At 75.4% G+C, this 15,895-nt stretch carries 14 protein-coding genes; 8 read left to right on the plus strand and 6 right to left on the minus strand.

Going from position 1 to position 15,895, the window contains the following annotated elements; translation table 11 throughout:
- Window positions 1-559: 559 nt before the first annotated feature.
- The 3 genes from ACIBAI_RS16575 to ACIBAI_RS16585 all read left to right on the plus strand — a co-directional run bounded on the left by ACIBAI_RS16575 (window position 560) and on the right by ACIBAI_RS16585 (window position 4,631).
- On the plus strand, window positions 560-2,911 hold the full coding sequence (locus ACIBAI_RS16575; RefSeq protein WP_399034779.1) for a SpoIIE family protein phosphatase: 2,352 nt from the start codon (window positions 560-562) through the stop codon (window positions 2,909-2,911).
- A 129-nt stretch (window positions 2,912-3,040) separates the two neighbouring features.
- The gene (locus tag ACIBAI_RS16580; RefSeq protein ID WP_399034781.1) at window positions 3,041-3,451 is read left to right on the plus strand and encodes a RidA family protein; all 411 of its coding nucleotides are present in this window, start codon (window positions 3,041-3,043) and stop codon (window positions 3,449-3,451) included.
- Window positions 3,452-3,656: 205 nt separating this feature from the next.
- Window positions 3,657-4,631, plus strand: a complete 975-nt coding sequence (locus ACIBAI_RS16585) for a TauD/TfdA dioxygenase family protein (RefSeq protein ID WP_399034783.1) — start codon at window positions 3,657-3,659, stop codon at window positions 4,629-4,631.
- A 2-nt stretch (window positions 4,632-4,633) separates the two neighbouring features.
- Here the strand turns inward: ACIBAI_RS16585 and ACIBAI_RS16590 are convergent, their stop codons facing one another.
- The 3 genes from ACIBAI_RS16590 to ACIBAI_RS16600 all read right to left on the minus strand — a co-directional run bounded on the left by ACIBAI_RS16590 (window position 4,634) and on the right by ACIBAI_RS16600 (window position 7,400).
- Entirely contained in the window at window positions 4,634-5,662 is a 1,029-nt protein-coding gene (locus tag ACIBAI_RS16590; protein WP_399034785.1) for an LLM class flavin-dependent oxidoreductase, read from the minus strand.
- Between the two features lie 196 nt (window positions 5,663-5,858).
- Entirely contained in the window at window positions 5,859-6,614 is a 756-nt protein-coding gene (locus ACIBAI_RS16595) for a dienelactone hydrolase family protein (RefSeq protein ID WP_399034787.1), read from the minus strand.
- Between the two features lie 165 nt (window positions 6,615-6,779).
- Entirely contained in the window at window positions 6,780-7,400 is a 621-nt protein-coding gene (locus tag ACIBAI_RS16600; protein WP_344606240.1) for an L-threonylcarbamoyladenylate synthase, read from the minus strand.
- A gap of 263 nt (window positions 7,401-7,663) precedes the next feature.
- On the opposite strand from ACIBAI_RS16600, the gene ACIBAI_RS16605 reads away from it, so the two are divergent.
- The 3 genes from ACIBAI_RS16605 (at window position 7,664) to ACIBAI_RS16615 (ending at window position 11,702) form a co-directional block, all read left to right on the plus strand.
- Window positions 7,664-9,193 carry a helix-turn-helix domain-containing protein gene (locus ACIBAI_RS16605; RefSeq protein WP_399034789.1) on the plus strand — a complete coding sequence of 510 codons (1,530 nt, stop codon included), beginning with the start codon at window positions 7,664-7,666 and terminating at the stop codon, window positions 9,191-9,193.
- 314 nt (window positions 9,194-9,507) lie between these two features.
- Window positions 9,508-9,744: a hypothetical protein gene (locus tag ACIBAI_RS16610; RefSeq protein WP_399034792.1), complete on the plus strand. Its 237-nt coding sequence runs from the start codon at window positions 9,508-9,510 to the stop codon at window positions 9,742-9,744.
- Between the two features lie 299 nt (window positions 9,745-10,043).
- The gene (locus tag ACIBAI_RS16615) at window positions 10,044-11,702 is read left to right on the plus strand and encodes a catalase (protein WP_399034794.1); all 1,659 of its coding nucleotides are present in this window, start codon (window positions 10,044-10,046) and stop codon (window positions 11,700-11,702) included.
- A 4-nt stretch (window positions 11,703-11,706) separates the two neighbouring features.
- Here the strand turns inward: ACIBAI_RS16615 and ACIBAI_RS16620 are convergent, their stop codons facing one another.
- A complete protein-coding gene (locus ACIBAI_RS16620) occupies window positions 11,707-12,591 on the minus strand; it encodes a fructosamine kinase family protein (RefSeq protein WP_399035107.1) in 885 nt (294 codons plus the stop codon).
- A gap of 286 nt (window positions 12,592-12,877) precedes the next feature.
- Here ACIBAI_RS16620 and ACIBAI_RS16625 point away from each other — a divergent pair, with 286 nt between their 5' ends.
- Both ACIBAI_RS16625 and ACIBAI_RS16630 read left to right on the plus strand, forming a co-directional pair.
- Window positions 12,878-13,201, plus strand: coding sequence for a hypothetical protein (locus ACIBAI_RS16625; protein WP_399035108.1), 324 nt, complete (start codon window positions 12,878-12,880; stop codon window positions 13,199-13,201).
- A gap of 143 nt (window positions 13,202-13,344) precedes the next feature.
- Entirely contained in the window at window positions 13,345-13,623 is a 279-nt protein-coding gene (locus ACIBAI_RS16630; RefSeq protein WP_399034796.1) for a hypothetical protein, read from the plus strand.
- A 13-nt stretch (window positions 13,624-13,636) separates the two neighbouring features.
- Here the strand turns inward: ACIBAI_RS16630 and ACIBAI_RS16635 are convergent, their stop codons facing one another.
- Window positions 13,637-14,158 (minus strand): hypothetical protein, encoded by a 522-nt coding sequence (locus ACIBAI_RS16635; protein WP_399034797.1) that lies wholly within the window; start codon window positions 14,156-14,158, stop codon window positions 13,637-13,639.
- 374 nt (window positions 14,159-14,532) lie between these two features.
- On the minus strand, window positions 14,533-15,741 hold the full coding sequence (locus ACIBAI_RS16640) for an SLC13 family permease (RefSeq protein ID WP_399034799.1): 1,209 nt from the start codon (window positions 15,739-15,741) through the stop codon (window positions 14,533-14,535).
- Between the last annotated feature and the right edge of the window lie 154 nt (window positions 15,742-15,895).

The raw sequence follows: 15,895 nt of genomic DNA on the forward strand, positions 1-15,895 counted from the left end.
TATCGCTGATTGCGCTCCCGATACCCGCCTGCCTCATGGGCGAACCCGCCATCGAATGCCGGCGATTTTTCGCCGTGCTCGGGAAAAGGGGAAATCTGGCGAGGCGACCGGCGGCATCGAGTTCGACGCCAGGGGGCGTCCGGGCGTTTCGTCCGGCGGCCCGGCCGAGGGGGCGGGCGCAGAATGGGCCGAGCCCTCGACCGGTCCACCGTTGCCCGGCCCGCGCCGACGGCTCCGTCCCAGGACCGCGGCACCACGCCGTCGGTCGCGGCCGGCCCGGATCCGTCGATCCGCGGCCTCCGCGTTCTCGCCTGTCGTCAAGGGATCGTTCGACGACAGGGAGGCGACGCGTCCGGTGAACCCGTGCGATCCAGGGGCTCACGGCGGTCCGAATCCAATCGGATCCGATGCTGATCGCTGACGGGGTCCGACGGCGGACAGGGTCCGATCCCCCGCCGCCCCGCACGTCCACCGCGTGCGGGCGTCCGCCCCGGACGAACCGGAGCCGGACCTTCCGCCGCGGTTGATGCGGAGGGACGGAGGGATCATTCTTGACAACATGGAGCACGTCTCCGCTGCGGCGGTCATCAACGGCCACGGCGTCGTCACCAGGTGGAGCGAGGGCGCCCGGCGGCTGACGGGACACCCGGCCGGGGAGGTCGTGGGGCGCGCCGCGCGGGAACTGCTCGCCGGGGACGTGCCGCCCGGCGCCCTGGCCGCGCTGGCGGGCACCGTCGTGCTGCGGCACCGGGACGGTTCCTCCCTCGAGCTCTCCCTGCGGGCGTGCCCGGTGACGGGCGCGGACGGCGAGACGGAGGACTACCTCGTCGTCGCGGAGCCCGCCGGAGACGCCGGCCGCCCCGCGGAGACCGCCCTCACCCTGGTCGGGGAGTTCTTCCAGCAGGCCTCCCTGTCGATGTCCGTCTTCGACACCCGGCAGCGCTACCTGCGGGTCAACGAGGCGGGCTGCCGGGTGATGGGGATGCCGGAGGAGGCCCTGATCGGCCGCCACCTGTGGGACACCCTGGACCGCACCGTCGACAGCCGCGACTTCGTACGGCACCTGCAGCACGTCGCCGAGACGGGCGAGCCCGTCCAGTACGAGAACCTCACCCGGTCGCCGTCCGGCCCGGACGAGTACGCCTGGACCGTCGAGATGTGGCCGGTGCGCGACCCTTCCGGCGAGGTCGCCGCGGTGGCCCTGGCGGCCTTCGAGAACACCGAGCAGCACCGGGCCCGGCAGCGGCTGGCCCTGCTGAACGAGGCCGCCGCCGCGATCGGCACCACCCTGGACGTGGTGCGCACCGCCGAGGAACTGGTCGACCTCCTCGTCCCCCGGTTCGCCGACTTCGCCAGCGTCGACCTGCTGGACTGGGTGCTGAACGCCGACGAGCCCCTCGCGGTGCCCGCCGAGGACGTCGTGATGCGCCGGGTGGCCCACCGCTCCGCCGTCGAGGGCTTCCCCAGGGCGTCGGCGCGCCTGGGCGAGACCGACACCTACCCGCCGTACTCCGGGCCCGCCAAGGCCCTGCGCGAGGGGCGGGCGGTGCTCAGCGGCGTCGGCGACCCGGACTTCGAGCGGTGGATGCGGGTGCGCAACATACAGGCGCCCCACAACCGGGAGTACCGCAACCGCCTCCGTTCCACCCTGGCCGTGCCGCTGCGGGCCCGCGGCATCACCCTCGGGGTCGCGGTGGCCATGCGGGCCGCGCCGCAGGAGCCGTACACCGCCGACGACACCGCCCTGGGCGAGGAACTCGCCAGCCGGGCCGCCGTCTGCGTCGACAACGCGCGCCGCTTCGCCCGCGAGCGCACCACCGCGCTGGCCCTGCAGCACAGCCTGCTGCCCCGGGGACTGCCCGGACAGGCGGCGGTGGAGGTGGCCCACCGCTATCTGCCCACCGTCTCGGCGGCCGGCATCGGCGGCGACTGGTTCGACGTCATCCCGCTGTCCGGCAGCCGGGTCGCCCTGGTCGTCGGGGACGTCGTCGGCCACGGCATCCCCTCCTCGGCGACCATGGGCCGCCTGTGCACCGCCGTGCGCACCCTCGCCGACGTGGACCTGCCGCCGGACGAGCTCCTCACCCACCTGGACGACCTGGTCACCCACCTCGCCGCCGACGACAACGCCGACGAGGTCGCGGAACTCGGCGCCACCTGCCTGTACGCCGTCTACGACCCCGTCTCGCGCCGCCTCACCGTGGCCGCGGCCGGCCATCCACCACCGGCCGTGATCCTGCCCGGCGGCGCGGCGCGGCTCCTCCCCATGACCGCCGGTCCCCCGCTCGGCGTGGGCGGGCTGCCGTTCGAGGCGACCGAGCTGACCCTGCCCGAGGGATCCGTCGTCGCCCTGTACACCGACGGCCTCGTCGAGGACCGCGACCGGGACGTCGACCACGCCACCGCCGAGATGTGCCGCGCGCTGACCGCGCCCGCCGCCTCGCTCGACGCGCTGTGCGACGGCGTGCTGAAGGCGGTGCTGCCGGAGGAGCCCAGCGACGACGTGGCGCTGCTGCTGGCCCGTACCCGGGCGCTGGGCGCCGACCGGGTGGCGACCTGGGAGGTGCCGCCGGACCCCGCGCGGGTGGCCGCCACCCGGCAGTGCGCCATCGAGCAGCTGCTGGCGTGGGGCCTGGACGAGACCGCGTTCGTCACCGAACTCGTCGTCAGCGAGCTGGTCACCAACGCGATCCGGTACGGCGAACCGCCCATCCGGCTCCGGCTGATCCGCGACCGCAGCCTCATCTGCGAGGTCTCCGACGGCAGCTCCACCTCCCCGCACCTGCGCCGCGCCCACGCCTACGACGAGGGCGGCCGCGGCCTGCTGCTGGTCGCCCAGCTCACCCAGCGCTGGGGCAGCCGCCAGACCGGCGGCGGCAAGACGATCTGGGCCGAACAGCCGCTGCCGTGACCCGGGTGCCCGGAATGGGCCGCCCGGCCAGGGGTGTTGGCACGGGCGGGGGCCGCCCGGCCCCTCGCGCACGGGCGGCGCCGCACCCGCCGCCGGTGCGGCGGCCGTACGCCACGGAAGGACCCGGTCATGACGCGCGACGCGCGCACGATCACCAACCCGCCCACGCTGCACGACCCGACGCCGTTCGGTTACAGCCACGCCGTCTCGGCGCCCGGCGACCTCGTCTTCATCGGCGGCCAGTACGCCTCCGACGCCACCGGCTCCCCGGTGCCCGGCGACTTCGCCGCCCAGGTGGACCTGGCCTTCGACCGGCTGCGGTCGGCGCTGGCGGGCGCCGGACTCGGCTACGAGCACGTCGTCCGGCTCGGGACCTACATCGTGGACCACGACGCCGGGAAGCTGGAGATCCTCGGCAGGGCGCTGCACGCGCGCTTCGGGGACCGGCTGCCCGCTCAGACGCTGAGCGGCGTCGCCGCTCTCGCACTGCCGGGGATGCTCTTCGAGGTCGAGGCCGTCGCCGTACGGCCGGCCCCGTAGCGCACCGGCGCGGATCCCGGGACGCCGCCCGGCGTCGTCCGCGGCGGCCCGGGCGGGCGCGCCGCGGTCCCGCCCGGCCCCCGCGCCCGCCTCCCCGAGGGCGCGCCGCGCGCACCAGGCGCTGTCGCCACGCCGGGCGAACGCTGCCACGATCCTCCCGGGGCCGGTCCGGACGGGACCCGGCGTGGACGACCGTGGAGTGCGCATGACGACGGACAGGGGCACCGCCCAGGGGACGGAGCAGCGCGGGGGGATCGAGGTGAAGCCGGCCGCCGGGCACATCGGGGCCGAGATCACCGGCGTCGATCTGGCCGGCGACCTCGACGACGCCCAGGTCGCCGCGATCAGGGCGGCGGTGCTGCGCTGGAAGGTGGTGTTCTTCCGGGAGCAGCGGCTCGACCACGCCCGGCACGTGGCGTTCGCCCGCCGGTTCGGCGAACCGGTCGTCCTGCGGCGGCGCGGCAAGGCGTCACCGCCGGACGTGCCGGAGGTCGAGACGACCGCGGACCGGCTGGAGCTGGGCGGCCGGTTCGGCATGGCGCACGACGAGTGGCTGCGCCGCCGCCGGCACACGCTGCTGCGCGGCTGGCACTGCGACCACGGCGCCCGGATCGACCCGCCCGCCGCGACGATCCTGCGCGCCGAGACCGTCCCGCCGTACGGCGGCGACACCACCTGGTCCAACCTGGCGGCCGCCTACGCCGGGCTGTCCGCCCCCCTCCGGGCCTTCGTCGACGGACTGCGCGCCGAACACCGGCTCGGCGTCGGCTACCAGCCCCGGCCGGGCGACGACGCCTACGTCCGCCACCTGCTGGAGCACCAGATCGCCTCCGTGCACCCGCTGGTGCGCGTCCACCCGGAGACGGGGGAGCGCGTGCTGTACGTCAACGGCTACTACGTCGAGCAGATCACCGGTCTCTCCCGCGCCGAGAGCCGGGCCGTCCTCGACCTGCTGCTGGAGCAGGCGACCCGGCCCGAGTACACGGTCCGGTTCCGCTGGGAGCCGGGCAGCGTGGCCTTCTGGGACAACCGGGCCACCATCCACCTCGCCCCGAGCGACCACGCCCACCTCGACTCCCCCCGGATCATGCACCGGGTGATGCTCGCCGGGGACGTGCCGGCCGGGGTGGACGGCAGGCCCTCGGAGGCGATCACCGGCAGCGCCCCCGGCCGCTGGTGACGTCAGGCGGCGGGCCGCCGGCCCAGCGCCGGGCCCAGCTTCGTGGCCATGTCGGTGAGGATCTGCACGTAGTCCTCGTGCGCGAAGGTGAACGGCAGCGCGAACGCCACCTCGTCGACCTCGCGGAACGCGGCGTGCGCGTGCAGCCGCTCGGCGATCTCCGCGGAGGTCCCCACCAGGTCCGGCGCGAACAGCAGCCGGGCCGGGCCCTGGGGCGACGTCGTCCGGGCGGCGCGCCGGGCCGCGTACTCCGCGTACCGGGCGCGCTGGCCGGGCGTGGCGGAGTCGGTGGGGATGACGACGAGACCCTGGGAGACGCGGGCGGCCTCGCCGTCGGGGTGGTGGGCGCGGAAGGCGCGGATGTGGGACAGCTGGATCTCGGCGAAGTCCCACGGCCCGTCCGGGTCCTCCGCCCGGACGACGCTGCTCGTCAACAGGTTCATGCCGTGCTCGCCGGCCCACCGCGCCGACCGCAGGCTGCCGCCGCCGTACCACATGCGGCCGCCCAGGCCGGGGGAGTGCGGCTGCACCCGGTCGGAGTAGACCTCGAAACCCTCGGCCCCGCTGAAGTCCGTCACCGGCTTGCCCCGCACGGCGTCCAGCAGCCGCTCCAGGCGGCCGTACCCCAGGTCCTCGGTGTCCGCCGTGCCCGGGTACAGGGCGTCCTTGACCCGGTCGTAGTGCATCGGCGGGCCCGCGCTGACGCCCGGGTTGAGACGGCCCCCGGACAGGACGTCGACGGTCGCCAGGTCCTCCGCCAGCCGCAAAGGGTTCTCCCACCCGAGCGGGGTGACCGCGATGCCGAGGTCGATGCGGCGGGTGCGCTGCGAGGCGGCCGCCAGCACGGTGACGGGGGAGGAGATGCCGTACTGCAGATGGCGGTGGCGCAGCCAGGCGCTGTCGAAGCCCAGGCGCTCGCCCAGCTCGATCAGTTCCAGCGTCGACTCGTGGCCCCGGCGCGGGTCCGCCTCGTCGAACAGGCCGATGGTCAGGAAACCCAGCTTGCGCAGCGGTCGTGGGATCGGCGGCACCCAGCCCCTCCAGCGTCGATCGGTCGGGTCGTACAGCACCGCCAACCGATGCGCGTCCGGCGGTGTTCCCGCCCGTCCGTCCCTCGGGACGCCCGGCGCCGCGGACCGGACCCCGGCACCGGCGCCCGGCAGCGGCCCGGGCGCCGGCACCGCGCCGGCGGGTCCCTCTCGGCAGGCCCGCTTCAGCAGGCCCGCTTCAGAAGGTCCGCTTCAGAAGGCCGAGCAGGGCCGCCCAGTGCCGCTCGTCCGCCTCCCGGTGGTACGCGGCGGTGTCGGCCTGGGTGAACCCGTGGTACGCGCCGGTGTAGACCTCGCAGCGGTGCCGGACGCCCGCCGCGGTCAGCGCCTCCTCCAGGCGCTCCATCTGCTCGGGCGGCATCGACGGATCCTGGTCGGCGTGCCCGAAGTACAGCTCGGCGGTGACGCGCCCGGCCACCAGGTGCGGGCTGTCCGGCGCGTCGGTCGCCAGCCCGCCGCCGTGGAAACCGGCCGCCGCGGCGACCCGGTCCGGGTGGGTCCCGGCGGTCAGCAGGGCGAGCCGGGCGCCCATGCAGTAGCCGGTCAGCGCGACCGGTCCGTCGGCCGCGGCGGGGGAGTCCGCCAGCCAGCGCAGGTAGGCGTCCGCGTCCCGCATCGCCAGATCGGCCGTCAGGGACCGCATGATCGGGCCGAGGCGCTCGAAGATCTCCGGACGCGCCCCGGGATCGATGAACTCGGGCAGCTCGGACACGGGCGCGCGCCCGTGCCGGTAGAACACGTTCGGCACGAGCACGGTGTAGCCGGCCCCGGCCAGCCGGTCGGCCATGGACCTCAGCTGCGGCCGCAGACCGAAGGCGTCCATGTAGAGCAGGACCGCCGGATGCGGCTTCCCGTCGTCCGGATGGGCCAGATACGCGTCGGCGGTGCCGTCCTCGGTGGGGATGTCGACCGCGGTTCCCTGGACGGAGGTCATGACTCGGCTGCCTCTCTGTGGGTGTCGGCACAGGGCCCGCCCGGAGGGGCGGACTGGATCATGGTCATCGTGACATGCCTGGTCACGGCCGTGTCGGCGGCCCCCCGCCCTTGACCGCCCGCTGACCGGCCCTTGGCCGGGCCGTTGCCCGGACCGGGCGGGCCGTCACTCGAACGGGGAGGTGTCGCCCGCGCCCCGCCGTACGATCTCGGCCTCGCCGCCGGAGAAGTCGACGACCGTGGTCGGCTCGGTGCCGCAGTCCCCGGAGTCGACCACCGCGTCCAGCACGTGGTCGAGCCGGTCCTTGATCTCCCAGCCCTGGGTCATCGGCTCCTCCTCGCCGGGCAGCAGCAGGGTGCTGGACAGCAGCGGCTCACCCAGCTCGGCGAGCAGGGCCTGGGCCACGACGTGGTCGGGGATGCGCACGCCGACCGTCTTCTTCCTGGGGTGCTGCAACACGCGCGGCACCTCCCGCGTCGCCGGCAGGATGAAGGTGTAGCTGCCGGGCGTCGACGCCTTGATCGCCCGGAACACGTCGTTGTCGATCCGTACGAGCCGGCCGAGCTGAGCGAAGTCCTGGCACACCAGGGTGAAGTGGTGCCGGTCGTCCAGATGGCGGATCGTGCGGATGCGGTCGAGGCCGTCACGGCTGCCCAGCCGGCAGCCCAGCGCGTAACAGGAGTCCGTCGGATACGCGATGAGCGCACCGGCGCGGACGCTGTCGGCGACCTGGGCGATGCTGCGCGGCTGCGGATTGTCGGGGTGCACGTCGAAGTACTTCGCCACCCGCCGAGCTTATGCCGCCCGCGCGGGAGAGCGGCGCAGGCCGGGCGGACGGCGCCGCCCGGAGCCGGACGCGCCGGACGCGAGGGGCGCGGCGGACCGGCCCGCGCTCGCGCGGCCTCCGGCGCCCACCCGTGAGGTAACGTCCCGGACCGGTGAGGGCTGTCAGCGGGACCCAGGGGAACCAGGAGCGACGAGGACGGGCCGCGGTGCCGGGCCGGGGGGACGGGACACGGCACGCGGGCGTGAGGGGAGGCGGGCCGGCGATGTGGGCCGAGGAACTGCTGGAGCACCTGCGGCCGGCCGGACGTGACCTCGGCCGGGTCGTCGCCTGGCTCGCGGACGCCACGCGGGCGGTGGCGACCCTGCGGGACGGTTCCGGCGCCGTCCTCGCCGGGGCGCGGATCCCGCTGGACGAGGACCTCGTCGCGGACGTCACCGCCGGCCGGATCGCCTCCGCCGCGTGCCAGGACCGCGGCCGCCATCTGCGCCTGGTGCGCGTGGACCGCCCCCACGCGCCGCGGGCCGCCGTCCTGGCCGTGTCACGCGACGCCCCGTTCGACCGGCACGCCTCCGAGATCCTCGCCCGCACCGCCCAGGTGGTCGAACTCCTGCTCGCCGCACACGAGTCGACCGTGACCGGGCGCCGGCTGCGGCGGGCGACGTCCGACCTGCGGCTGGCCATCCTGCAACTGCTCATGGTGGAGGACACCGTCGCCGCACGCCGTGTCGCCGCGGGGCTGTGGCCGGGCCTGCTCGACACCGACACGGCGTGCGTCTACGTCGTCGAGAGCTCCCCCGAGGACCGCGACCGGCTCGCCGAGGAGTGCCTGGGCACCACCGAGGAGCGGGCCCTGGTCGTGCGCTGCCCCGCCATGGACGGCCACGTGATCGTCGTCACGCCCGAGGAGTCCACGGGCCGCGCACTGCGCTCCCTGGTCGCCCGGCGCCCGGACACCTTCCTCGGCGGCAGCACCCGGCAGAGCCTCGCCCGGACCGCCGCCGCGTACGGGCAGGCCGTCAGCGCCCTCGCCGTCGCGCGCTTCCGCCCCGACAAGGCGGCCGTGTACGCCGAGCGCACCCACCCCGAGCGTCTGATGGACCCGGCGGCGCTGCGCGACTGGACGCGGCACCTGCTGCGCCCGCTCGACGAGCTGGCCCACCACACCCGTGCCGAACTGCTGGTCACCACCCGGCTCGGCCTGGAGTTCACCGCCGTCAGCACGGCGAAGGTGCTCGGCGTCAGCCGCAACACCGTCCGCGCCCGTATGGAACGCGTCGAGGGCCTGCTGCGCACCGACTTCGCCGACCTCACCGTGCGCGCCGTGGTCCATCTCGCCCTGAGCGCCCAGGCCGCCCTGCCGGAGGAACCGGCCGGGGCCGGGCAGCCGGACCCCGCGGCCGCCCCGGGCGGCCGCCCCGGGCAGCCGCGTCCCTCCGGTCCCGCCCGGCTCGCCGGCCTGCTGGCCGGGCCCGCGCTGCGCACCTGGGCGCACGACCTGCTGGGCCGCCTGGACCAGGACGCCCGCGCCCTGCGCCGTACGCTGCGCACCTGGATCGCCGCCGGCGGCAACGCGGAACGGGCCGCGCAGGCCCTGGGCGTGCACGCCCAGACCGTGCGCGAGCACGTGCGCAGCGCGGAACCCGTCCTGGAACGCCAGCTGCTGGCCGGCGGCAGCGACCTGTACGAGGTCGTCCTCGCCCATCTGGCGGCCGGCGACCTCGACCAGCCCCTTCTCCCCGGAGCCGGTCACCGGACGAAACCGGGCCATCCGGACGCGGTTGTGCACGGGTGAGTGCCGCGGACCCTATAGCGGGCACCGGCGCGATTCACAAGAGCGCCCGAGGACACGTAAGTTCGACGGGCCGTCGGGGCGCGACCGGAGCGGGGGACCGGTCGCGCCCCGGCGGCCTTCGCGGTTCCGGCCCGGCGCACGGGCCCACGCCTCCACGCGGGCCGGCGGGTGCCGGGCGGGGCCGTTTCGGCCGTCCGCTCCCGGCGGTGTGCCCCGGCGGAGGGCGGGTACCCGTCCCGCGCTGCAAGGGGTCCGCCGCCCGGGCGCGGGGCGCCCGGGCGGACCGGAACGCCCACCGCGAAGAGGAGGCCCGTATGACCGGTGGCACGGAGACCGGCGGCGTGACCGGCACGCAGGACAAGGACTACAACCTCATCTGGTACGTCGAGTCGTGCCTGAACAACGCGCTGCGCCTGGAGACCTACATCCAGGACGCGGAGCGCGCCGAGGACACCGAGGTCGCGGAGCTGTTCCGCAAGGCTCAGGCGGACAGCCGCAAGGGCGCCGAGCTGGGCAAGAAGCTCCTCCGTACGCGACTGGACGGCGGCTGAGCACGGCCCGCCGGACCGGCCCGGACACCGCGGCGACACCGGTGTCCGGGCCTCTTGCGCGAGGAGCGCCCGAGGCGCGTCCGGACCGTGCCGGGCCCCGGCGACGCGGCGTGCGCGAGGACCCGCGCGGCGGTGCCGGAGCCGGCCCGCCCCCGGAGAAGCCGGCGCCCGTCGGGCGGCCGGGATGTGTGAGCGATCCACGCAACCGGGTACCCGGGCGGTCCGCAGGGAGTGGCTGACGGCTGCGCGCAGCCCAGGACCTCGCCCGACGGCAGGCACGAGTCGAAGGAGCCCAGATCATGACGGACGTATCGAGCCAGGGCCCCGCCCCCGGCGACGACCGGAAGGTGCTCACCAACCGGCAGGGACATCCGATCTACGACAACCAGAACCAGCGCACGGTCGGCGCCCGAGGGCCCGCCACGCTGGAGAACTACCATCTTCTGGAGAAGATCAGCCACTTCGACCGCGAGCGCATCCCCGAGCGCGTCGTGCACGCCCGCGGCGTCACCGCGTACGGCTTTTTCGAGGCCTACGGGGCCTGGGGCGACGAGCCGATCGACCGCTACACCCGGGCCAAGCTGTTCCAGGAGCGCGGCAAGCGCACCGACGTGGCGGTCCGGTTCTCCACCGTCATCGGCGGGCGCGACTCCTCCGAGGCGGCCCGCGACCCCCGCGGCTTCGCGGTGAAGTTCTACACCGAGGACGGCAACTGGGACCTCGTCGGCAACAACCTGGGCGTCTTCTTCATTCGGGACGCGATCAAGTTCCCGGACGTCATCCACGCCCTGAAGCCCGACCCGGTCACCTTCGAGCAGCAGCCCCGGCGCATCTTCGACTTCATGTCGCAGACGCCGGAGTCGATGCACATGCTCGTCAACCTGTTCAGCCCGCGCGGCATCCCCTCGGACTACCGCCACATGCAGGGCTTCGGCGTCAACACCTACAAGTGGGTCAACGCCGAGGGGCGCACCGTCCTGGTGAAGTACCACTGGATGCCCAAGCAGGGCGTGCGCAGCATGACCGAGGAGGACGCCGCGAACGTCCAGGCGCAGGCCCTCGGCCACGCCACCAAGGACCTGTACGAGGCGGTCGCCCGCGGCGACTACCCGGAGTGGGAGCTCCTGGTCCAGATGATGGAGGACCACGAGCACCCGGAGCTGGACTTCGACCCGCTCGACGACACCAAGACCTGGCCCGAGCAGGAGTTCCCGCCCAAGCCGGTCGGCCGGATGGTGCTCGACCGGATGCCGGAGGACTTCTTCGCGGAGAACGAGCAGATCTCGTTCGGCACGGGCGTCCTCGTCGACGGCCTGGACTTCTCCGACGACAAGATGCTCATCGGCCGGACGTTCTCCTACAGCGACACCCAGCGCTACCGGGTCGGCCCCAACTACCTCCAGCTCCCCGTCAACCAGGCCAAGAACGCGCCGGTGCGCACCAACCAGCGCGGCGGCCAGATGGCGTACTACGTGGACCGCGGCGGGGAGAACCCGACCGTCAACTACGAGCCGTCCATCCTCGGCGGGCTGCGGGAGGCCCAGTACCCGACCCACGACGAGCAGGGGCCCGAGATCCGGGGCCGGCTCACCCGCAAGCGCATCCCCCGGACCAACGACTACCTGCAGGCCGGCCAGCGCTACCTGCTGATGGAGGACTGGGAGCGCGACGACCTGGTGAAGAACTTCGTCAACCTGCTCTCCCAGTGCGACCGGCCCGTCCAGGAACGCATGGTCTGGCACTTCCTCCTGGTCGAGAACGACCTCGGCCTGCGGGTCGGCGAGGGCCTCGGCATCAGCCCCGAGGACGTGGCGCATCTCGAACCGCTGGCCAGCCAGGACCTCACCGACGAGGACCGCAAGCGGCTGGCCAACCTCGGCAAGAACCCGCCGCGCGACGTGGAGGGCCTGACCATGACCCACTGCGTCCCCAACGAGCGGCACGTCGTGACCCGCTGACCGCTCACCGGCGCAGGGCCGACCGGGCCACCGCGAGCGCCTGTTCGGCGTAGCCACGGCCGAACAGCACCGCGTGCACCAGCAGCGGGAACAGCTGGTGCAGCCCGATCCGGTCGGCCCAGCCGCCGGCGAGCGGCGCCGCCTCCTGGTAGCCGTCCAGGATCCGGTCCAGGTGGGGGCAGCCGAACAGGCGCAGCATCGCCAGGTCGGTCTCCCGGTGCCCGCCGTGCGCGGCCGGATCGATCAGGTGGACCTCGCCGTCGGCGCCCCACAGCACGTTGCCGTTCCACAGGTCGCCGTGCAGCCGGGCGGGCGGCTCGGCGGGTCCCGCCAGCTCGGGCAGCCGCTCGCAGACCCGCTCCACGACGGCCGCCTCGGCGGGGCGGACGGTGCCGTCGTCGACCGCGCGGCGCAGGTACGGCAGCACCCGGTGCTCGGCGTACCAGCGCGGCCAGTCGGTCCCCGGGACGTTGCGCATCGGGGCGCGCCCGATGAACGCGTCCACCGGGCCGCCCGGCGGCGGAGCGCCGAACGCGGGCGCGCCGGCCGCGTGCAGCGCGGCCAGGTCCCGGCCGAACCGGGCCGCCGCCGCCGCGCTCGGGCGGCCCCGCGGAACCCGGTCGATCACCAGCCAGCGCCCGTCGGCGCCGTGCACGGCCGGCACGCGGACCGCGCCGGCCCCGGCCAGCCAGCGCAGCCCCGCGGCCTCCGCCCGCACCGCCCCGTCGCCGTCGCCGCGCTTGGCCATCACCACCCGCCCGCCGTCGAGGCCGACTTCGGTGAGGGCCGCGGACAGCCGGCGCTCACCGGTCACCGGCCGCCCGGTGAGCCGGGCGACGGCGGCCCCGGGCCCCGCGCCGTCCCCGGCCGCTGGAGAGGAGGACGTCACACACACGGCGACCAGGGTAGGTCCCGGCCGCCCTGTTCCGTCCCGGCGGCCTCCGGCCCGCCGCGCGCCGGGAGCCCGGTCCCGCCGGCGAGGCCACCGCCTTCCGGTTCGCCGTGCGCCCCCACCGAGCGGTGCGCCCCGCCGCCCGCCGACCGGTGCCGCGCCCCCGCCGGGGCGGGACGCCGATGGCGGCCGGCTCCCCGGCCCTTACCCGCGGGGCCCCACCGACCCGGTGAAATATCCGCCTCCCACCGATGCGACCCGCCGGTACCGGGGGAGCAGTGAGATCATGACGAGTTCGTTCCACCGCACCCTCACCCTTCCGGCCCCCCTGTGCGAGCAGGCCGCCCACCACCTCGAACAGGCCGTGCAACGGGCCGTCGACGGGGCGGCGGCCCCCTGGCGGGCCTTCCGCGAAGCCGAGAGCGGCACCTGCACCCTCCCCGTCGCCGTGGTCGAACAGGCCGCCGCCTGCCTCCTCGTGCTGGCCGCCGAGAGCGCCCAGACCGTACGCCCCTCCGCCCTGCGCGCCGTGATCGGCGTCGCCCTGCAACTGCGCGACGCCGTCCACGCCGCCCAGCGGCCCGCCCTCACCACCGGCCTGTGGTGAGACGCCCGCCGCGCGCACCGTGAGCCCGCTCACCCGTTTGTCCGATGACCGCATGGCCCCGAACGGGGGACCCCGCCTCATCCGATGCGGGTCATGCCGGGCCGTGGGCGTACCACCCCGTGCGCCGACGCGTTGCAGTGGGCATGAAGTGCACAGTCACCACCGGGTGTCTCCTCCTCGAGCGCAGGGAGCGACCGGCACGGCACGTCCTCCTCGTCACGGCCGCCCAGTCCGATCCGCCGATCTACGCCGCGCTCGTCACGGAGTGGCGCGCGGTCGGCCGGATGGTCCCGGGCGCGTGGGACGCCCACTGGGCCGCCCTCACCTCCCCGGCGGAGCCGGACGCGCCACTCCGGGACGCACGGGGCGGGGCCGCCGACGTCCCCTCGGGAATCCGGGCGGAACTGGTGCCCGCCCGCTGACGGCCGCGCGGCGTCAGCCGGGCCGCCCGGCCCCGTGCGGACGGGGACCGGCCGTGGACGCCCCGCAGGTCGGGCACCGCCGGTCCGCGCGCGCCTGGACGGCGAGCGTGCCGAGCGCCTGCTGCAGCGCCAGTTCCACGGCGGCGGGCACGAACAGCGTCCCGGAGCCGTCCGGCGGGATCAGCCAGCGCAGCCGCCCCGCGGCCCGCTGCGGCGCGGGAACCGCGATCCACGCGCCCCGGCCCAGGTACCGGATGTCCGCGCCGATCCAGCGGCCGGCCGGATCGGGCGGCAGGAAGAACCCCACCCGGCGGGAGGCCGCGTCGGCGAGCACGGGCCCGGGCGCCTGCGGAAGGCACAGCAGGGCGTCGAGGGCCAGTACGCCCAGCTCCTCCGGCACGCTCAGCACGTCCCAGAAGCGTCCGCAGGCCAGCACCGCGGTGCCGGTGTCCCCCCGCCACTGGCGTTTGCAGGCCCGCGGATCGGTCGCGGCGGCGGCCAGCCACTCCGTGGCCTGCCGCGTGACTCTTCGCATGGCGTCCCTCCGGTCGGTCGACCCACGCGGACGAGATGCTCATCGTTGTGGATATTTCTACGAAGCGGAAGGGGTGGCGAACCGTGGCGGATTCCCTCCGGTTCCCCCGGGACACCGGTTCTGCGAGCAGGTGTTCTCCCGGTCCTGGAACACGCCGCGGCCTCGTGCGGGCGCCCGCGGCACGGAACCGGCGCCTCGGGGCGTGGCGGGCCGTGTGGGTGCGGGCACGGACCGCGCTGCGCCGCCGCACCGGCGCCGGGGATCCGCTGGACCCGCTGGTCAGGACCGCCCGGCGCCTGGACTACGGCGCCGGGCGGCTCCCCGGCGGGCCCGCGCGGCGACCGGGCCGTGAGGACCGCGACGCGACACCGCGGTCAGATGCCCAGGACGCGCAGCATTCCCCACAGCGCCACGGTGGAGACGGCGAGCGCGGCCGGGACGGTCACCAGGCCGAGCCGGGTGAAGAGGACGAGGTCCGGCCGGGTGCCGTGCTCGTGCAGGACACGCCGCCACAGCAGGGTCGCCAGTGAGCCGACGTACGTCAGGTTGGGGCCCAGGTTCACGCCGATCAGCACCGCGAGGACCGGGCCGGGGCCGCCCGGCGCGGCCAGGGGGAGCAGGGCGAGCACGGCCGGCAGGTTGTTGATGACGTTGGCGAGCACCGCGGCCACCGCGGCCACGCCGAGCAGCGCGGGCAGCGAGTCCCCCTCCGGCAGCAGCCGGTCCAGTCCGGCGCCCGGGCCGCCCGCCATCACGCCCTGCACCACGACGCCGAGGGCGAGCACGAACAGGCAGAACAGCGGGGAGGCGGCGCCGGCCAGTTCCCGGAGCGTGGTGCGGCGCCGGGCGAGCGCCCGGGCGCCGAGCACGACGGCCCCGCCGAGCGCCGCCCACGCGGGCGCCACCCCGGCCGGTGAGGCCACGGCGAACCCGGCCAGGGTCAGCGCCAGCACCACCAGCGTGAACACGGGCATCCGCGGGGCCTTTCCGGGGGCGCCGGGCGCGGCGGGCGCGGCGAGGTCCGCGCGGAACCAGCGGCGGAAGACGGCGTACTCGACCATGACGGCGGCCAGCGACGGCAGCGCCATCAGCGCCGCGAACCCGGTGAAGGACAGACCGCTGGCGGTGAACGCCAGGAGGTTCGTCAGATTGGAGACCGGCAGCGGCAGCGAGGCGGAGTTCGCCAGGTGCGCGGTGGCGTACACGTGCGGGCGCGCGCTCGCGCCGGCCCGGGCCGCCGTCGCGAGGACGACGGGCGTGAGCAGGACGACCGTGGCGTCCAGACTGAGCACCGCCGTGGTCGCCGACGCCACGGTGAACACCCCGGCCAGCAGCCGCCGCGGACTGCCGCCGCACCAGCGGGCGACGGCCGCCCCGGCGGCCTCGAACAGGCCGTCCCGCGCGCACAGGTGCGCCAGCACGAGCACCACGGCCAGGAAACCGACCACCGGCAGCAGCGTGCGGATCTGCTCCCGGGCGCCGGACGGCGACACGGCGCCCAGCGCCACGGTCAGGACGGCGGCGGGCACGGCGGCCACCGCCTCCGGCCACCCCCGGGGGCGCAGCACGGCGAAGGCCAGCACGCCCAGCAGCAGGGCGACCGGGACGGTCTCGGAGACGACGGCGGTACTCAGCGGGCTTCCTCCAGAACCGGTACGGCGGACCTGTGCTCGCCGGCCGCCCGGGGACGGCGTCCCCGGGCGGGACGGTGACCGACGGCCGTCACCCCGGGCCGGG

It is taken from the genome of Streptomyces sp. NPDC051041, assembly GCF_044456065.1.
GTDB classification, from domain to species: domain Bacteria; phylum Actinomycetota; class Actinomycetes; order Streptomycetales; family Streptomycetaceae; genus Streptomyces; species Streptomyces glaucus.